Source organism: Methylobacterium aquaticum, assembly GCF_016804325.1.
GTDB lineage: Bacteria > Pseudomonadota > Alphaproteobacteria > Rhizobiales > Beijerinckiaceae > Methylobacterium > Methylobacterium aquaticum_C.
In genome coordinates this window covers 1,363,976-1,379,302 of the sequence record NZ_CP043627.1, presented here as the reverse complement: position 1 = coordinate 1,379,302, position 15,327 = coordinate 1,363,976, and the positions used below count along the sequence as shown (strand labels likewise).

At 69.5% G+C, this 15,327-nt stretch carries 16 protein-coding genes and 1 pseudogene; 5 read left to right on the top strand and 12 right to left on the bottom strand.

Annotated elements, in window-relative coordinates:
* Positions 1-172 precede the first annotated feature (172 nt).
* The gene (locus tag F1D61_RS06050; protein WP_203156924.1) at positions 173-463 is read right to left on the bottom strand and encodes a hypothetical protein; all 291 of its coding nucleotides are present in this window, start codon (positions 461-463) and stop codon (positions 173-175) included.
* Here F1D61_RS06050 and F1D61_RS06045 point away from each other — a divergent pair.
* The 3 genes from F1D61_RS06045 (at position 462) to F1D61_RS06035 (ending at position 3,488) form a co-directional block, all read left to right on the top strand.
* On the top strand, positions 462-1,580 hold the full coding sequence (locus F1D61_RS06045) for a quaternary amine ABC transporter ATP-binding protein (RefSeq protein WP_246775742.1): 1,119 nt from the start codon (positions 462-464) through the stop codon (positions 1,578-1,580). The two genes, F1D61_RS06050 and F1D61_RS06045, sit on opposite strands and share 2 nt — an antisense overlap.
* Before the next feature lie 103 nt (positions 1,581-1,683).
* On the top strand, positions 1,684-2,535 hold the full coding sequence (locus F1D61_RS06040; RefSeq protein WP_203156923.1) for an ABC transporter permease: 852 nt from the start codon (positions 1,684-1,686) through the stop codon (positions 2,533-2,535).
* Between the two features lie 116 nt (positions 2,536-2,651).
* Positions 2,652-3,488: a glycine betaine ABC transporter substrate-binding protein gene (locus tag F1D61_RS06035; protein WP_203156922.1), complete on the top strand. Its 837-nt coding sequence runs from the start codon at positions 2,652-2,654 to the stop codon at positions 3,486-3,488.
* A gap of 259 nt (positions 3,489-3,747) precedes the next feature.
* Here F1D61_RS06035 and F1D61_RS06030 read toward each other — a convergent pair whose 3' ends face one another.
* Genes F1D61_RS06030 through F1D61_RS06015 form a run of 4 tightly spaced genes read right to left on the bottom strand, consistent with a single transcriptional unit; the run spans position 3,748 to position 6,842 of the window.
* Positions 3,748-4,530, bottom strand: coding sequence for an ABC transporter ATP-binding protein (locus F1D61_RS06030; RefSeq protein ID WP_203156921.1), 783 nt, complete (start codon positions 4,528-4,530; stop codon positions 3,748-3,750).
* A 14-nt stretch (positions 4,531-4,544) separates the two neighbouring features.
* Complete coding sequence (locus F1D61_RS06025; protein WP_203156920.1) at positions 4,545-5,255, bottom strand: ABC transporter permease; 711 nt, start codon at positions 5,253-5,255, stop codon at positions 4,545-4,547.
* Positions 5,252-5,956: an ABC transporter permease gene (locus F1D61_RS06020; protein ID WP_203156919.1), complete on the bottom strand. Its 705-nt coding sequence runs from the start codon at positions 5,954-5,956 to the stop codon at positions 5,252-5,254. The genes F1D61_RS06025 and F1D61_RS06020 overlap by 4 nt, the downstream gene beginning before the upstream one ends.
* A 31-nt stretch (positions 5,957-5,987) precedes the next feature.
* Positions 5,988-6,842: a transporter substrate-binding domain-containing protein gene (locus F1D61_RS06015; RefSeq protein WP_203156918.1), complete on the bottom strand. Its 855-nt coding sequence runs from the start codon at positions 6,840-6,842 to the stop codon at positions 5,988-5,990.
* 325 nt (positions 6,843-7,167) lie between these two features.
* On the opposite strand from F1D61_RS06015, the pseudogene F1D61_RS06010 reads away from it, so the two are divergent.
* Positions 7,168-7,667 (top strand): annotated as a pseudogene (locus F1D61_RS06010) (GNAT family N-acetyltransferase).
* A gap of 6 nt (positions 7,668-7,673) precedes the next feature.
* Here the strand turns inward: F1D61_RS06010 and F1D61_RS06005 are convergent.
* The 7 genes from F1D61_RS06005 to F1D61_RS35275 all read right to left on the bottom strand — a co-directional run bounded on the left by F1D61_RS06005 (position 7,674) and on the right by F1D61_RS35275 (position 14,847).
* The gene (locus tag F1D61_RS06005) at positions 7,674-8,321 is read right to left on the bottom strand and encodes a pyridoxamine 5'-phosphate oxidase family protein (RefSeq protein ID WP_203156917.1); all 648 of its coding nucleotides are present in this window, start codon (positions 8,319-8,321) and stop codon (positions 7,674-7,676) included.
* A 543-nt stretch (positions 8,322-8,864) separates the two neighbouring features.
* Entirely contained in the window at positions 8,865-9,110 is a 246-nt protein-coding gene (locus F1D61_RS06000) for a hypothetical protein (RefSeq protein ID WP_203156916.1), read from the bottom strand.
* A 115-nt stretch (positions 9,111-9,225) separates the two neighbouring features.
* Positions 9,226-9,672: a VOC family protein gene (locus F1D61_RS05995; protein WP_203156915.1), complete on the bottom strand. Its 447-nt coding sequence runs from the start codon at positions 9,670-9,672 to the stop codon at positions 9,226-9,228.
* Positions 9,673-9,768: 96 nt separating this feature from the next.
* Positions 9,769-11,709, bottom strand: a complete 1,941-nt coding sequence (locus F1D61_RS05990; protein WP_203156914.1) for a family 2A encapsulin nanocompartment cargo protein cysteine desulfurase — start codon at positions 11,707-11,709, stop codon at positions 9,769-9,771.
* Positions 11,696-13,087, bottom strand: a complete 1,392-nt coding sequence (locus F1D61_RS34785; RefSeq protein WP_203156913.1) for a family 2B encapsulin nanocompartment shell protein — start codon at positions 13,085-13,087, stop codon at positions 11,696-11,698. Before F1D61_RS34785 ends, F1D61_RS05990 begins: the two co-directional genes overlap by 14 nt.
* Before the next feature lie 408 nt (positions 13,088-13,495).
* Positions 13,496-14,365, bottom strand: coding sequence for a serine O-acetyltransferase (cysE, locus tag F1D61_RS05980; protein WP_203156912.1), 870 nt, complete (start codon positions 14,363-14,365; stop codon positions 13,496-13,498).
* A gap of 77 nt (positions 14,366-14,442) precedes the next feature.
* Positions 14,443-14,847 (bottom strand): hypothetical protein, encoded by a 405-nt coding sequence (locus F1D61_RS35275; protein WP_432443213.1) that lies wholly within the window; start codon positions 14,845-14,847, stop codon positions 14,443-14,445.
* A 335-nt stretch (positions 14,848-15,182) separates the two neighbouring features.
* Here F1D61_RS35275 and F1D61_RS05970 point away from each other — a divergent pair, with 335 nt between their 5' ends.
* Positions 15,183-15,320: a hypothetical protein gene (locus F1D61_RS05970; protein WP_203156911.1), complete on the top strand. Its 138-nt coding sequence runs from the start codon at positions 15,183-15,185 to the stop codon at positions 15,318-15,320.
* Positions 15,321-15,327 lie beyond the last annotated feature (7 nt).

The following is a 15,327-nucleotide window of genomic DNA, read 5'->3' as shown; positions in this document are numbered from 1 at the left end:
TCCCTCTTGCGACCTCATCCTGAGGTGCGACTGAAAGGAGCCTCGAAGGAGGGCTCCAGAAGTCTTCGCGATCCCTGGAGCCCTCCTTCGAGGTCAGCCGATTTTCAATCGACTGACACCTCAGGATGAGGTCGTGTGTGGGAGTAAGTGCTTGAGTCAATCAAACAGGCTCTCAGGGGCATCGTGCAGAGGCCGGATGCGGAGCCTTGATTGCGCTGCACATCATGTGCTCATCCTGTGCGGATTCTTCCCGCAACATGACGAAACCCGCGGCAATGCTGCGCTGCACCAACTGATTCTTCCAGGGGAAACTCGCCTGTGTCGCCTTCGCGGCAAAAAATGTCGCAGCCGGACAAGCTGCGGGGCCTGCGCCAGCTAATTTTTCATAATACAAGGTAAAGGCCTTCGGTTCTTTCCAGTATCGATCGGCGAAGCACGCTGCTCCAAAGGGGTCATGAGCCATGAGCCACATCGTTTTGGAGGGAGTCAGCAAGATCTTCGGCCATAAGCAGGCCGAGGCGGTCGGTCTCATCGCGCAGGGCAAGCGCAAGGCCGAGATCGCGGCGGCCTGCGGTGCGGTGGTCGGCCTGTGCGACATCTCTTTCGACATCGTCGAGGGCGAGATCCTGACCTTGATGGGCCTGTCGGGCTCGGGCAAGTCGACGCTCCTGCGCTGCATGAACCGGCTGGTGGAGCCGAGCTGCGGCAGCATCCGCGTCGGCGACGTGGACGTGACGAAGCTCGGCCGCAAGGACCTGCTGGCGTTCCGGCAGAAGACCTTCGGCATGGTGTTCCAGCACTTCGCGCTGCTGCCGAACCGGACGATCCTGTCCAACGTGTCGTTCGGCCTCGAACTGAAGAACGTGCCGGTGGCGCGCCGGACCGAGGCCGCCATGCAGGCGATCGAGCTCGTCGGCCTCAAGGGCTGGCACGCCAAGTATCCGCATGAATTGTCCGGCGGCATGCAGCAGCGGGCCGGGCTGGCGCGGGCGCTGGCGGCGGATGCCGACATCCTGCTGATGGACGAGGCGTTCAGCGCCCTCGACCCGCTGATCCGCCGCGACATGCAATCCGAGCTGCGCGACCTCCAGCGCAAGCTGAAGAAGACCATCGTCTTCGTCTCCCACGATCTCGACGAGGCGGTGGCGCTCGGCGGCCGCATCGTCCTGATGAAGGACGGCGAGGTCGTGCAGATCGGCCAGCCCGAGGACATCGTGGCGCGCCCGGCGACCGAGTACGTCGCCCGGTTCGTCGAGCATATCGACCTCGTGGCGGTGATGCGGGCGGGGCACGTGGCGGATCGGGCCGCGCCGGTGCTCGCGCCCACCCTCACCGTCGCCGAGGCGCGGGAGCGGGTGGCGGGGAGGGCGGCGACGCCTGGCTCGTGGCCGACGGCGACCGCCGCTTCGTCGGCCGCCTGCGCGCCGGCGCGCTCGCCGGCGCCCGCCCGGGCGAGACCGTCGCCGGCCTCCTCGACCGGGGCGCCGAGGCCGTCGGAGCGGACCTTCGCCTCGACGGGCTCCTGGCCCGGGTCGCGGCCGAGGGCTGCGTCGCCGTGGTCGATCCGGACGGGCGCCTGATCGGCGGCATCACCAGCCGGGACGTGGTGCGGGCGCTCGCCGCCCGCCCCGACCTGCACCCCACCGAAATCCCGACAATCCCCAAGCCGGCAGGAGCGGAGCGATGGACTGGAGCGTCCCAAAATTCCCCCTCGACACGCTCAGCGACCGAGGCCTCGACTGGCTCACCGACCATGGCGCTTGGCTGACCCGCGCGGTCAGCCGCACGGTCTCCGACTGGATCGACGTGCTGACCACGGCGCTCGTCGCGGTTCCGCCCTGGCTCTTCATCGCGCTGGCCGCCTTCGGCACCTACAAGATCGGCGGGCGCCGCGTCGGGCTGCTGACCTTGTTCGGCCTCCTGTTCCTGTGGGACCTGCGGCTGTGGCAGGCGACGGTCGAGACCCTGGTCCTCGTCATCCTGTCGACCGTCACCGCCCTGGTGATCGGCATTCCGGTCGGGATCTGGTTCGCCCTGAGCCAGCGCGCCTGGCGGACCTTCTCGCCGATCCTCGACATGATGCAGACGCTGCCGAGCTTCGTGTACCTGATCCCGGCGCTTCCCTTCTTCGGCCTCGGTGCCGTGTCGGCGTGCTTTGCCACCATCGTGTTCTCGGTGCCGCCGGTGATCCGTCTGACGGCGCTCGGCATCCGCAACGTGCCCTCCGAACTCGTCGAGGCGTCCGACGCCTTCGGCGGCTCGACCACCCAGAAGCTGTTCAAGGTGCAGCTGCCGCTCGCGCTGCCGACCATCATGGCCGGCGTCAACCAGACGATGATGCTCGCCCTCTCGATGGTGGTCATCGCCGCGATGATCGGGGCCGGCGGCCTCGGCCGGGCGGTGTGGCAATCGATCCAGCGGCTCGAGGCTGGAGCCGGGTTCGAGGCCGGCATCGGCATCGTGATCCTGGCGGTCATCCTCGACCGCTCGACTCAGGCGCTCGCCGCCCGTGCCCGGCCGCACGGCACCGCCTGAAACCCCACGAGCCGCCCGCTCCGGCGGGCGGATCCCTGACTGGTTCCCGGCGCCCCTGGGCGTCGCGGCAGAGTGAAGCCCCTTTCCGTTCCACCAGCCTTCGGATCGATCTGACCATGCGCGCGACAGCCCTCGGCGTCATCCTCTGCCTCGCCTTCGCCCAGAACCCGGCCGAGGCGGCCGGCAAGCAGGTGCGGATCGCCTATGTCGAGTGGAGCGACGCGGTCGTGGCGACCAACATCCTCAAGCAGGTGCTGGAGGAGAAGGGTTACGAGGTGAAGGCGATCCCGCTCGCCGCGGCGGCGATGTGGCAGGCGGTGGCGACGGGCGACGCCGATGCGAGCGTCGCCGCCTGGCTGCCGCTGACCCAGGCCGCCTATTACGAGAAGCTGAAGAACCGCCTCGAGCTGATCGGACCGAACGTCACCGGCGCCAAGATCGGCTGGGCCGTGCCGGCCTACTCGAAGCTCAACTCGATCGAGGACCTGAAGACCAAGTCCGCGGAGGTCGAGGGCAAGGTGATCGGCATCGATCCCGGCGCCGGCGTGATGAAGACCTCGGAGGCGGCGATCAAGGCCTACGGCCTCCCGGTCAAGCTCGTCGATGGCAGCGACGCGACGATGACCAGCGCGCTCAAGGACGCGATCCGCCAGAAGAAGGACGTCGTCGTCACCGCCTGGACGCCGCACTGGATGTTCGCGCGCTACGAGCTGAAGTACCTCGCCGACCCGAAGAAGGCCTTCGGCGACGACGAGACCGTGAACACCCTCGCCCGCAAGGGTTTGAAAGAGGACATGCCGGAGGTCTACGGCATCCTCAAGAAGTTCAAGCTCAACATCAAGGACGAGGAAGCCATGATGGCGGAGAACGAGGAGAGGGGCGTCAAGCCCGCCGAGACCGCCGCCAAGTGGATCAAGGCCAACCGGGCGACGGTGGATGGCTGGGTGAAGTAATACCGAGGATCGTCGGAAACAACCCTGGGTTCCGCCCTCGAATTGCCGTCGAGCCCCTGGCTCGGCCTCGAAAACCCGAGATGGGTCGACGGCCCGATGCGTCGGCATCCTGGGCCGTCGAGACAGGCCCGGGATGAGGGCGGCGCCGGCCCGTGATGCGGAAAGCCGGCGCCGCCCGTCGCGACGCTCTCCCGGCCTTTCATCTTGCCGCAATTCCCACGACGAACCGGCATCCGCTTCGTCGGAGAATGTGCGAGCCTCACTCCCCCCGCGCCAGGAACTGCCGGAACCGCTCCGATGTCGGCGCGGAGAATACCTGCTCGGACGGGCCGTCCTCCAGGATCCTGCCCTCGTGCAGGAAGACCACCCGGTGGGCGACGTCGCGGGCGAACGCCATCTCGTGGGTGACGACGAGCATGGTGCGGCCCTCCTCGGCGAGCGCCCGCATCACCCGCAGCACCTCGGCGACGCGCTCGGGGTCGAGGGCGGAGGTCGGCTCGTCGAAGAGCAGGACGCGGGGATGCATCGCGAGCGCCCGGGCGATGGCGGCGCGCTGCTGCTGGCCGCCGGAGAGATGGGCCGGGTAATGGTCGCGCTTGTCGGCGATGCCGACCTTGGCGAGCAGCCCCTCGGCCTCGGCGATGCAGTCGGCTTTCTGGCGCCCCAGCACGTGGACCGGCGCCTCGATCACGTTCTCCAGCACCGTGCGGTGGGACCAGAGGTTGAAGCTCTGGAACACCATGCCGACCCGGGCGCGGATGCGGTCGACCTGCCTCGTATCCGCCGGCACCCGGCCGCCCCGGCGCGGGCGCCAGGCCACCGCCTCGTCGCCGACCACGACCTCCCCGGCCTCCGGCACCTCCAGCAGGTTGATGCAGCGCAGCAGCGTCGACTTGCCGGAGCCGGACGAGCCGAGGATCGCTACCACCTCGCCCTCGCGGGCCGAGAGCGAGACGCCGCGCAGGACCTCCAGCTGTCCGAAATGCTTGTGCAGGTCGCGGACCGCGACGGCCTCGGGGCGGGTGGGCGAGGGGGCCAGCATGGCGGGTTCCAGGATCAGGCGGGGCGGGCCACCGGGCGCGGGCGCAGGTCCGGCGACAGCCGGGCCTCGGCGAGCCGCAGAAGCCCGATGATCATGAAGGTGAGGGCGAGGTAGAAGGCGCCGGCGCAGACGAAGACCTCCAGCGCCCGGAAGCTCTGGGCGATCAGCTTCTGGGCGATGCCGGTGATCTCCATCAGCGTGATGGTGGAGGCCAGCGAGGTCGCCTTGACAACCGAGATCACCTCGTTGCCGTAGGCCGGCAGGGCCTGGCGGGTGGCGAGCGGCAGGGTGACCCGGCGAAACAGCAGGAGACGCGGCATGCCGCAGGCCCGGCCTGCCACGAGCGCCCCGTAGGGCACCGACAGGACGGCACCCCGGAAGATCTCGGCCGTGTAGGCGCCCGTATTCAGCGCCAGAGCCAGCAGCGCGCACCAGTACGGCTCGCGGAAGAAGGTCCACAGGCCCCAGGCCTGGAGGGTCGGGCGGAACTGGCCGAGCCCGTAATAGATCAGGAAGATCTGCACGAGCAGCGGCGTGCCGCGGAACACGAAGATGTAGAGGCGGGCGAGCCAGTCCGCCGGCGCGACGCTCGAGAGCCGGCCCCAGGCCGCAAGAGCGGCCAGCCCACCGCCGAGCGCGACCGAGCCGGCGGTGAGGCTCAGGGTGAGGGGCACGCCGCCGAGCAGGGAGCGGATGGTGGAGTCGAGGAACGCGACGTCGATCATCGGGTCCCCCGGCGGGCATGGGCCTCGGCCCGCGAAAAACCCCAGGTCGAGAGCGAGGTGATGGCGAGGTAGAGGGCGCCGGCCGCAAGGTAGAAGGTGAAGGGCTGGCGGGTGGAGCCGGCGCCGACCTGGGCCTGGCGCAGCAGCTCGACGAGGCCCGTCACCGAAACCAGCGCCGAATCCTTGAGCAGGATCTGCCAGACGTTGCCGAGGCCGGGGAGGGCGTCGCGGGCGACCAGCGGTGCCACGACCCGGCGCAGGATCAGCCCGCGATGCATGCCCACCGCCCGGGCGGCCTCGATCTGCCCGCGGTCGAGGGCGAGGTAGGCGCCGCGAAACACCTCGGCCTGATAGGCGCCCGAGATGATCCCGAGCGCCGCGACGCCGACCGCGAAGGCCGGCACCCCGACGAAGCCGGTGACGCCGAACAACCCTGCGATGCTGCCGAGCGCCGCGCTGCCGCCAAAGTACAGGAGGTAGATCACCAGCAGGTCGGGCACGCCGCGGAGCAGCGTGGTGTAGCCGTCGGCGGCAAGCCGCAGGGGCAGGAGGCCGGAGAGCTTGGCGCTGGCCGCCAGGCCCCCGAGCACGGCCCCGAGGAGGAAGCCGCACAGGGCCAGCGCCAGCGTAGTGCCGGCGGCGAGCAGCAGCGCGCCGCCCCAGCCGCCGGGGCCGAAGCCGAGAAGGGTGAAGGCACTCACGCGGATCCGGCCCCCTTTCGCTCGTTTGCCATCAGCCCTGCGGGGTCAGGTCGGCCTTGAACCACTTGAGCGACAGCTTCTTCAGGGTGCCGTCGGCGATCACCGCGTCGATGCCCTCGTCGAGCCGCGCCTTCAGCTTGGTCTCGCCCTTGCGCAGGCCCATCGCCACGCCGCGGCCGAGGATGCCGCCGCGGAAGCGGGGACCGGCCAGCTTCACCGTATCGGCGAATTCCGGCTTCTCGGCGGTGGCCCGCAAGGGGGCGTCGTTGGCGAAGATCGCGTCGAGGCGGCCGGCGGCGAGGTCGAGGTCGTGCTGCTCGGTGGTCTTGTACTCGCGCACCTCGACGGTGCCCTTGAGGTACTTGTCCATGAAGGCGGCGTGGATGGTCGAGACCTGGACGCCGACGGTCTTGCCCTTGAGGAGCGGCTTGATCGCGTCGAGGGCCTTCGTCGCCTCGGCCTCGTCCATCAGGCTGAACTTCTGGCCGTCGAGGGGGAGCTTGGCCAGCGGGCCGTTGCGGTCGACCGCGAAGCCCGAGGAATCGCCGCTATAGGGCTTGGTGAAGTCCACCACCTTCAGCCGCGCGTCGGTGATGGTCATGCCCGACATGATGGCGTCGAACTTCTTGGCGTTGAGGCCCGGCACGACGCCGTCCCAGTCCTGGGCCACGAACTCGCATTTCAGCTTGGCGCGGGCGCAGATCTCGCGGCCGAGCTCGATCTCGTAGCCGTCGAGGGTGCCGTCGGGCTTGGTGAAGTTGTAGGGCGCGTAGGCGCCCTCGGTGGCGATCCTCACCGTCGCCGGTACCGCGTCGTCGGCCCGGGCCGCCCCGGCGGAGCCGAGGGCGAGGGTCAGGGCGAGGGCGAAAGCAGACCTGATCGTCATTGTGGCGTCATTCCCGGACCTTTGAGGCGTTCCACGCTCAGCTAACCCGCAAGACCGACCTCAAGGCAAGCGCCCGCGGCCTGAGACCGAGCGCCCGCGGCCTGAGATGAGGGGCCTGCATGCGCCGATGATGCGAGGGGCGTGCCACCGGCGGTTTGCACTCACAGCCCGGCGCTGCTATGGCGCCCGCAGCGGGCGATCTTTGCCCGGCGCGGGCGAGGCGCCCGCCGGGAGACGAGCGATGGCCCCGAGGGCAGAGGCGCGACGACGGATCGGCTGATCGATCCGCCCATCCCATCCGACGCCCTGCCCCGAGTGTGCCCCCGTGACCACGCTTCCCCTCGTCATCCGGCCCGAGACCCCGCGCGACCACGACGCCATCGAGCGCCTGCACGAGCGCGCCTTCGGCCCGGGCGCTATGCCCGCACCGCCTTCCGGCTGCGCGAGGGCGTCGCCCATCTGTCCGACCTCTCGTTCACGGCGCTCGTCGGCACGCTGCTCGTCGGCTCGATCCGGGTTTCGCCGGCCCGGGCGGGCGCGAGCCCGCTCCTGGTGCTCGGCCCCCTGACGGTCGATCCGGCCTTCGGCAGCCGCGGCATCGGCGGTGCCTTGATGCGCGCCTCCCTCGACGCCGCCCGGGCCGGAGGCCACGGCCTCGTCATCCTGGTCGGCGATGCGCCCTACTACGCCCGGTTCGGTTTCCGGGTGCTGCCCCCGCGCAAGCTGACCCTGCCGGGCCCGGTCGATCCGGGGCGGTTCCTCGCGCTCGAACTGCGCGAGGGAGCTTTGGCCGAGGCCGGAGGCAGCGTCGTCGGCGGGGCGTGAGGCCGATCAGGCCGGGTCGGCCTCGCCGCGATAGGCGTCGAGCGGGATCGTCCCGCCCTTGCGGGCCACCTCCCGGTCGTCGCCTTCCGGCAGGGCGCCCGCGAAGATGTCGATGCGCTTCCAGGCCGGAAAGGGCTGCTGGCCCGATGCATCGGGCAGGTGCGGCGAGAGCGTTGCGCCGCCGCTCTGGTGGATGTAGCGGCCGCAATTCACGAAGATCTGCTCGGCCGTCACCCGGACGACGTGGTCCGCCCCCGGATAGAGGCCGAGCAGGGCCGGATCGTCGGCGAGCGCCGCCCTGCCGTGGACCCGCAGCCGGTTCGGATGCTCGAAATCGATGAAGAGCAGTCCGATGCGCGGGTTCTCGCCGAGATTGCCGAGCGACAGGAACATGCCGTTTCCGTCGTAGCTCGGGAAGATCAGCTCGTTCGGTCCGGTGACCCGGATGAAGCCGGGCGCGCCGCCCTTGTACGACACGGTGGGCTGCCCGCTTCCATCCACGGTGCTGACGAAGACCATCGTGGCCGCCTGGATGAGGTCGCGATCCGGCGGCTCGAAGCTGGCACGGGCGTGCGCCTCCAGCCGGTCGGCGAGGGCGCGCGTGCCGTGCTCGTCCTGCAGGCGGCGGTGGCTCGCGCTGAAGAAGGCGCTCATGGTTCCTCCCCGGTTGCCGGCCCGCCTCCAGGCCGAACGGGGGTGGGGAGATGGGCCGGGCGTGGTCGTGCTCGACCGTTGCGGTCGTCCTAAGCAGATTTCGCAAAAGTGGCTGCCGGTTTTGCTGCAAAAATCTGCGACAAAACGACAACCTCGGCGGACGAAGTGGTTTGGCCTGCCAACGCAAGTGTGCTGAGCACGCCGGCGGGGGAGACCTGCACCCGGGCTTGAGGGGGGGAAGGCTGCCGGGGGAATCTCACTCGGAATCAGGAAGGGGCTCCTCTCTCCAGTGGAATAGAATATGTCATAAATATTTGATTATGATCAGAGCTTGCCAAGCATGTGGTGCACGAAATAAATCATGTAAATACCATAAATTCCGCTAGCATATCGCTCTCAATATTCGAATTATTATCAGTTTTTGCGAATACGGGGTCTATCCTGCGTTCCGATCGGCTTGCGCGGGCGTGATGTAGCCGAGAACCGAATGGAGGCGCTGTCGATTGTCGTCGTCGATGGTTAGCGAGCAGATCGTGTCGGGCCTCATTCTGGGTCGCCCATCGTCGCTGGTGGACGCGTTCGACCTCGAGGGTACCCCGAGCGCTGCTCGATCGTGTCGGCGAGGCTCAGCCCCATCGGGCCGCGCGGCGCGAACGGCGTGATCGGCTGCCCGAGCAGGATGCGGGCGCCGGCGTGGGGCGACCGGGCGGCGCGGTCGAGGCCGCGGTGGAAGTTGCCGAAGCGGCGCTCGTGGGCACGGCCCATGATACGCAGCAAACTGGCGACCATGCGCCGGCCCGGGGCCGGGATGGCGCCCAGGCGCAGAATGCGGCAGCCGTCCTGCCCAAAGGCGCGTGGGCGATATGGGGCCACCTTGCACGCGACAGGGCAGGACCGTCCGTCGTCAGCGCCCTTCGGAATCGGGCCGATGGTGGACATACTCGATGACGCTGCCGTCGGGATGCCGGACGTTGAACGCCCGACCGGTGGGAACGTCGCGAATCGGCCAGAGGATCTCCGCTCCCTCGGCCAGGAACCTGGCGTAGTACGGCTCGGCATCGTCGACCAGGAGCGTGCCCGTCGTCTGCCGGAACGGGGCGAGGTCTTCGTCGGAGCCTTCGATGATCAGGAACGAGCCGACCATCGCGAGGTAGAGGCCGACCTGCGGAAACGGGAAGAAGGCATCGTGCTCGAGCCCCTGCAGCCGCTCGTAATACGCGATCGTAGTCGGGAGGGAGCCCGGCTGAACGAATACGCGGATCAGGGTCCGGGTCGGCTTGCCGCGCGTGTCGTTCACACGGCGATACATCGGGCTGCGATACAGGGAGCTGCGATGGAGATCCCCGGTCATGGTCCAGCCTTTCGCTGTCGAGAATGGCCGATGGTGCCGCATCGCGCCCCGGAGCGTCGCCCGGTCACCGGGCGGGTGACCGGGCGACGCGACGCTTCAGTGCCGCTTCAGGGTGTGCAGCGCCTCGAGGAACAGGTCGACATCCTCGCGGGTGTTGTAGAAGGCGAGCGAAGCGCGGATTGACCGGTCGACGCCGAAGCGGCGAAGCGCCGGCTGGGCGCAATGGTGGCCCGAGCGCACCGCGATCCCGTGCCGGTCGAGATGGTGGGCGACCGTCTCGTTCTCGAACCCCTCGATCACGAACGACATCACGCTCGCCTTCTCGCGCGCCGTCCCGATCAGGCGCAGGCCCTTCACCTCGGCGAGCCCCTCCTGGGCATAGTCCAGCAGATCGTGCTCGTAGGCCGCGATGCCCGGAAGCCCGACACCCTCCAGGTAGTCGAGGGCGGCACCGAGCCCCACGGCGCCGGCGATGTCCGGGGTACCGGCCTCGAACTTCTCCGGCGCGCCCTTGTAGACGGTTCGCGTGAAGGTGACGTCCTCGATCATGTGGCCGCCGCCCTGCCAGGGCGGCATCGCTTCCAGCAGGTGGCTCTTGCCGTAGAGCGCGCCGATGCCGGTCGGCCCGAACACCTTGTGGCCGGAGAAGACCAGGAAGTCGGCGTCGAGTGCCTGCACGTCGATCGGGATGTGCGGCGTCGATTGTGCGGCATCGACCAGCACCGGCACGCCGTAGGCATGGGCGAGCGCGATGATCTCCCGGATCGGGTTCACCGTGCCGAGGGCGTTGGCGACATGGGTCACCGAGACGATCTTGGTGCGGCCCGACAAGAGGGCGGCGTATTGCTCGAAGATGATCTCGCCGCGGTCGTTGACCGGGATCACCCGGAGCGTCGCCCCGGTGGCCTGCGCCAGCAATTGCCAGGGCACGATGTTGGCGTGGTGCTCGATCGTCGAGACGATGATCTCGTCGCCCGCGCCGATATGGGCGCGGCCATACGAGTTGGCGACGAGGTTGATGCCCTCTGTGGTGCCGCGCAGGAAGACGATGTCGTCCTTGCTCGGCGCGTTGAGGAAGCGGCGGGTCTTCTCGCGGCCGCCCTCGAACAGGTCGGTGGCCCGCGCCGCCAACGTGTGGGCCGCCCGGTGGATGTTCGAGTTGTGGCGGCCGTAGAACTCGGATGTCGCGTCGATGACGCTCTGCGGCTTGTGGGTGGTGGCGGCGTTGTCGAGCCAGACCAGCCGGTGGCCGTTGACGCTCTGGTGCAGGGCCGGGAAGTCCCGGCGCACGCGCTCGACGTCGAAGGGCGCCGCGACCGGGCTCGATCCGAGGGCGATCGCCCGCGGGGCCGGGCCGTCGTGACGTGCCGGCTCGACCCGTGGCCGGGCCGCGGCCTTGCCGCCGCGCGCCGGGGCGGGCGACGGGCTCAGGAAGTAATAATCGGACTCCGCCGAGGGCACGGACGGTGCCACGTTCCTGCCGGCCCGTGCCGGATCCGCCGGAAACAGCGCCGGTGCCGCCGCCTGCGCGAAGGCGGTGGCGCGCGGATGGTCGGCGGCGATCTGCCGAAACAGATCGGTGCCGCCGGGCAGGCCGGCGGCAACCTCGCTCAAGCTCGGCACCGCGTATTCCGGCAGGCTTCTGGGCCGCAGCGGATCGCTCAGCGGATGTACCGGCGCGATGGCGCCGAGATCGAGGACGTTGGCGCTCGCCGGGCCTGGGGTGGCGCCGAGCGGCCTGGCGGCCGACGGACCGCTCACGCCGGCCAGGCCGACCGGCGGCGCCCCGAAGGAGCGGGCGCCGAGGGCCGAGAAGCCGGGCTCCGCCCCCGAGGGGGTGGCCCCGGCCGGAGCCGGGGACGAGGGGAGGGCGTCGAGGGCCTGCGGGACCTGAGGTCCCGCCGGCAGCGTCGGCGCGACGGGGGCGCTCGCGGCCTGGCCCTGCCCGTAGATCTCGCGGGCGAGGCGCCCGACGAGATCCGCGTGGGCGAGCTCGGCCGGCGTCCCGGAGGGGAAGCCGACCTCAGGCGTAGTCATGGTAGTTGCCGAGCAGCACGTTATCGAGACGGGCGATCGCGTCCTCGACCAGCACCGCGGCCGAGAAGTAGCGGGTCACGAGGTGCGAGGCGATCGAGTGGTCGTTGGTGCCCATGTAGCGCACCGACAGGCCGGGCTCGATCTCGCCGGTCACGCCCGACTTGTGCAGGCCGACCACGCCCTGCTCGCCCTCGCCGACGCGCAGCAGCAGGATCGAGGTGGTCTGGGCCCCGGTCGCCGGGTCGATGTCGATCGGCAGCTTGTCGCTCGGCACCAGCGGCACGCCGCGCCAGGTGATGAACGGCGCGCCGAACAGGTGCACCACCACCGGCGGCACGCCGCGCCGGGTCGCCTCCCGGCCGAAGGCCGCGATGGCGCGGGGATGGGCGACGAAGAAGGCGGGCTTCTTCCACACCAGGGTCAGCAGCTCGTCGAGGTCGTCCGGGGTGGGGGGACCGCCGCGGGTCGGGATGCGCTGGCGCGGCGCGACCTCGTGGAGCAGGCCGAACTGCGAGTTGTTGAGCAGCTCCCACTCCTCGCGCTCCTTCACGGCATCGACCGTGAGGCGGATCTGCTCGCGCAGCTGGTCGATCTCGTTGGAGTAGAGGTCGGTGACGCGGGTATGGGTGTTGAGGATCGTCTGGATCGTCGAGAGATGATACTCGCGCGGATCGAGTTCGTAATCGACGAAGGTGGTCGGCAGGCGCGGCTCGCCGGCATGGACCGCCAGCAGTTCGATGCCCTGCTCGCCGTGGGAATTGGTGTGGCCCTTCAGCCGGTCGCGCTCCTCGCGGTGCTGGGCGATGCGCGCGGCGATGGCCTCGTCCTCGATCGCGGCGCGGTCGAGGGTGAGCAGGGTCACCGCCGAGAGCGCCTTGACGGCCGGGGCGGGGCCGGGCTCGCCGACGAGGTCGCCGTCGCCGAAATGGTCGCCGCGGGTCGCGAGCCCCTGGCGCAGGCGGCCCTTGTAGGGGCCCGACAGGGTCAGCTCGACGGTGCCGTCGGCGACCACGACGAGGCTGCGCCCGGTCGAGCCCTCCTCGGCGATGACCTCGCCGGCCTGATGGCGGCTCTCGGTGAACCTGCCCGCCAGAGCCGCCAGCTCGGCGTCTCCGAGGCGGCTGAACAGCGGCACGGCGCGCAGGGACCCGGCCTTGACCGCCCGGGTCTCGCCCTCGGCCGCGACATCGATGCGGCCGGCCTTCGCCAGCACGACGGCGCGGCGGTTGACCCGGTAGACGCCGCCCGCGACGTCGACGAAGGGCAGGAGCCGCAGAAGGAAGCGCGGCGTGTTGGCCGCGTTCTGGACCGAGGTGACGGTCGCGGTGGCGAGGTTGCGTGCGGCTGAGGCGCTGACGCTCAAACCCGGTCCGCTCATCGTATTTCGTCTCCGTGTTGCCGTAGGACCCGATCGCGGCCCGGCATTGCGCACAGAAAGACGCCGGCAATCATCGTCGTCCGCATGGAATGACAAGTCGTAGCAAGACATCGACGACCGACGATCTTGCCCGGCGCAGCATCTCGACAGGGGCGAGGGCGGCGGCCACTGGTGAATGCTGGGCCGCCCGCCGTCTCGCTGACCCAGCGATAGCGGCCGGCAGGCCCGAGGGTCAATAGAATGTTTTTTCCTTTATCGCTGCGCCGGGATGTTCCTGTTTTCATTGCGTCACCCAGCAGATGAGAACGGCCTCGACATAGCGGTTTTCGTAAAATGGATTTCTCCGCGGGTGCGATCGTGTCGTGCCCGCGCGATCGCCCGTCTCCGGTACGGCGGACGCGGCGCCCGTCAGATCCCGTCGCCGAAGAACTGGTCCATGGTCAGGGCCGGCTCCTCGTTGCGGGGGATGCGCGACACGACCCGGGCCGGTACGCCCGCCACGGTGGTGTGGGGCGGCACCTCGTGGAGCACCACCGCGGCGGCCGCGACCTTGGCGCCTTCCCCGACCCGGATGTTGCCGAGCACCTTGGCGCCGACGCTGAGCAGCACGCCGCGCTCGATCTTCGGGTGACGGTCGCCGCTCTCCTTGCCGTTGCCGCCGAGCGTCACCGATTGGAGGATCGACACGTCGTCGGCGATCACCGTGGTCTCGCCGATGACGACCCCGGTGGCGTGGTCGATGAACACCCCCGAGCCGATCCGCGCTGCCGGATGGATGTCGCAGCCGAACACCTCCGAGATCCGGCTCTGGACGTGGAGGGCGAGCGTCATCCGGCCCTGGTGCCAGAGCCAGTGGGCGACGCGGTAGCCTTCGAGGGCGGCCAGCCCCTTGTAGAACAGGAACGGGTCGAGGAAGCGGCGGCAGGTCGGGTCGCGCTCGCGGATCGCGATCAGGTCGCGCACCGCGTGGGCGCCGGTTTGCGGATCGGCCTCGAAGGCGGCGAGGCAGAGGTCGCGCATCGCCAGCCGGGCGAGGTCGCCGTCGCCGAGCCGGTGGGCGAGGCGGTAGGCGAAGGCCTGGGCGAGACCCCGCTGGTCGAGGATCGTCGCCTGGATGATCCCGGCATAGAGCGGCTCCTCGATCAGGGCCGCCTCCGCCTCGGCGCGCAGCTCGGCCCAGACCTCGGCCTCCGCACGGCTGTGGCTCGTCGCGCGCAAGGGCGGGGGACGCAACGCGGAGGCGCTCGCCCGCAGGGCGGGCGGCAGGACCTGATCCATACCGGGCTATCTCCGTGACGGGGGCGTTATACCGACGGTCGCTGGAAACGACCGTTGGTTCCGTTCTCGAATTTTCGTCAAGCCTTTGGCTTGGCATAGACAATTCGAGATGGGTCAATGGACCGGTGCGTCAGCACCTTGGGCCATTGGTATGACTGCACGCGCCGGAAGATATCCGGCAGGTAGCGATGCAGGATCTCGTGGCCGTCGAACGCCACGTCGATGGTCGGGGTGCGGCCGTCCTGGCCGTGGATGCCGACGACCCGGCCCTTGGCGTTGCGCCAGATCCCGAGTGCATCCGCGACATCGAGCCGTTCGAACATCACCTCGTCGCCGCGGGTCATCGTCGCTGAAGCCATGGCGTGATCCTCCGATGGGGTCCGCGACGATGTCGGCCGCGCGCCGCTGACCACCGGGTGGGAAGAACGTCCCTCGATTCCGGTCATGCCGGAGAAGGCTGTGATCGCGAACGGTGCCGACACGAGCATATTCTTCGCTAAACCGTTGATTTATAATGATAATCAACGAAACGACCGCGTTCGGCAAGCCGTGCTCCGTACTTTCCCTTCGTCCCGTCGCGGCGGTCTGCGCCGGGGTGGCGGCCTGTGGGGACACATCCTCGGACTCGCGGTCGTGCCGGCCGACATCCGGGATCGCGACGGGCTGCCGGCCTTCGAGGCGAGCCGGAGCACTCGCCGAGCCTGCGCCCGGCGACCTTCGATGCGTGTTCCGGGCGAAAAGCTGCAAAGAGCGGTACCCTCCGCACGGCATGCGCTGCGGGGGCGTGCCGACGGAGCCGGGTCGGGAGGGGGTCGTCGTGCTCGAGCGGTGCCGGGTGGCCGAGTCCATCTCGGGCTGGTTCGGCCCCTTTGACGGCACGCTGCGCGGGCGGGCCGGTCGCCTCGCCTTCGTTGCCGGCCTGATGGCCCTCTCCGCTCTCGCCAATCCAGACTGAGACAAGC

Bases quoted from the DNA above. Each gene is read 5' to 3' on its own strand.
- F1D61_RS06050 (WP_203156924.1), bottom strand. From the start codon at position 463: ATGGCTCATGACCCCTTTGGAGCAGCGTGCTTCGCCGATCGATACTGG.
- F1D61_RS06035 (WP_203156922.1), top strand. From the start codon at position 2,652: ATGCGCGCGACAGCCCTCGGCGTCATCCTCTGCCTCGCCTTCGCCCAG.
- F1D61_RS06040 (WP_203156923.1), top strand. From the start codon at position 1,684: ATGGACTGGAGCGTCCCAAAATTCCCCCTCGACACGCTCAGCGACCGA.
- F1D61_RS06025 (WP_203156920.1), bottom strand. From the start codon at position 5,255: ATGATCGACGTCGCGTTCCTCGACTCCACCATCCGCTCCCTGCTCGGC.
- F1D61_RS34785 (WP_203156913.1), bottom strand. From the start codon at position 13,087: ATGAGCGGACCGGGTTTGAGCGTCAGCGCCTCAGCCGCACGCAACCTC.
- F1D61_RS06005 (WP_203156917.1), bottom strand. From the start codon at position 8,321: ATGAGCGCCTTCTTCAGCGCGAGCCACCGCCGCCTGCAGGACGAGCAC.
- F1D61_RS06000 (WP_203156916.1), bottom strand. From the start codon at position 9,110: ATGGTCGCCAGTTTGCTGCGTATCATGGGCCGTGCCCACGAGCGCCGC.
- F1D61_RS06015 (WP_203156918.1), bottom strand. From the start codon at position 6,842: ATGACGATCAGGTCTGCTTTCGCCCTCGCCCTGACCCTCGCCCTCGGC.
- F1D61_RS05990 (WP_203156914.1), bottom strand. From the start codon at position 11,709: ATGACTACGCCTGAGGTCGGCTTCCCCTCCGGGACGCCGGCCGAGCTC.
- F1D61_RS05995 (WP_203156915.1), bottom strand. From the start codon at position 9,672: ATGACCGGGGATCTCCATCGCAGCTCCCTGTATCGCAGCCCGATGTAT.
- F1D61_RS06030 (WP_203156921.1), bottom strand. From the start codon at position 4,530: ATGCTGGCCCCCTCGCCCACCCGCCCCGAGGCCGTCGCGGTCCGCGAC.
- F1D61_RS06045 (WP_246775742.1), top strand. From the start codon at position 462: ATGAGCCACATCGTTTTGGAGGGAGTCAGCAAGATCTTCGGCCATAAG.
- cysE (WP_203156912.1), bottom strand. From the start codon at position 14,365: ATGGATCAGGTCCTGCCGCCCGCCCTGCGGGCGAGCGCCTCCGCGTTG.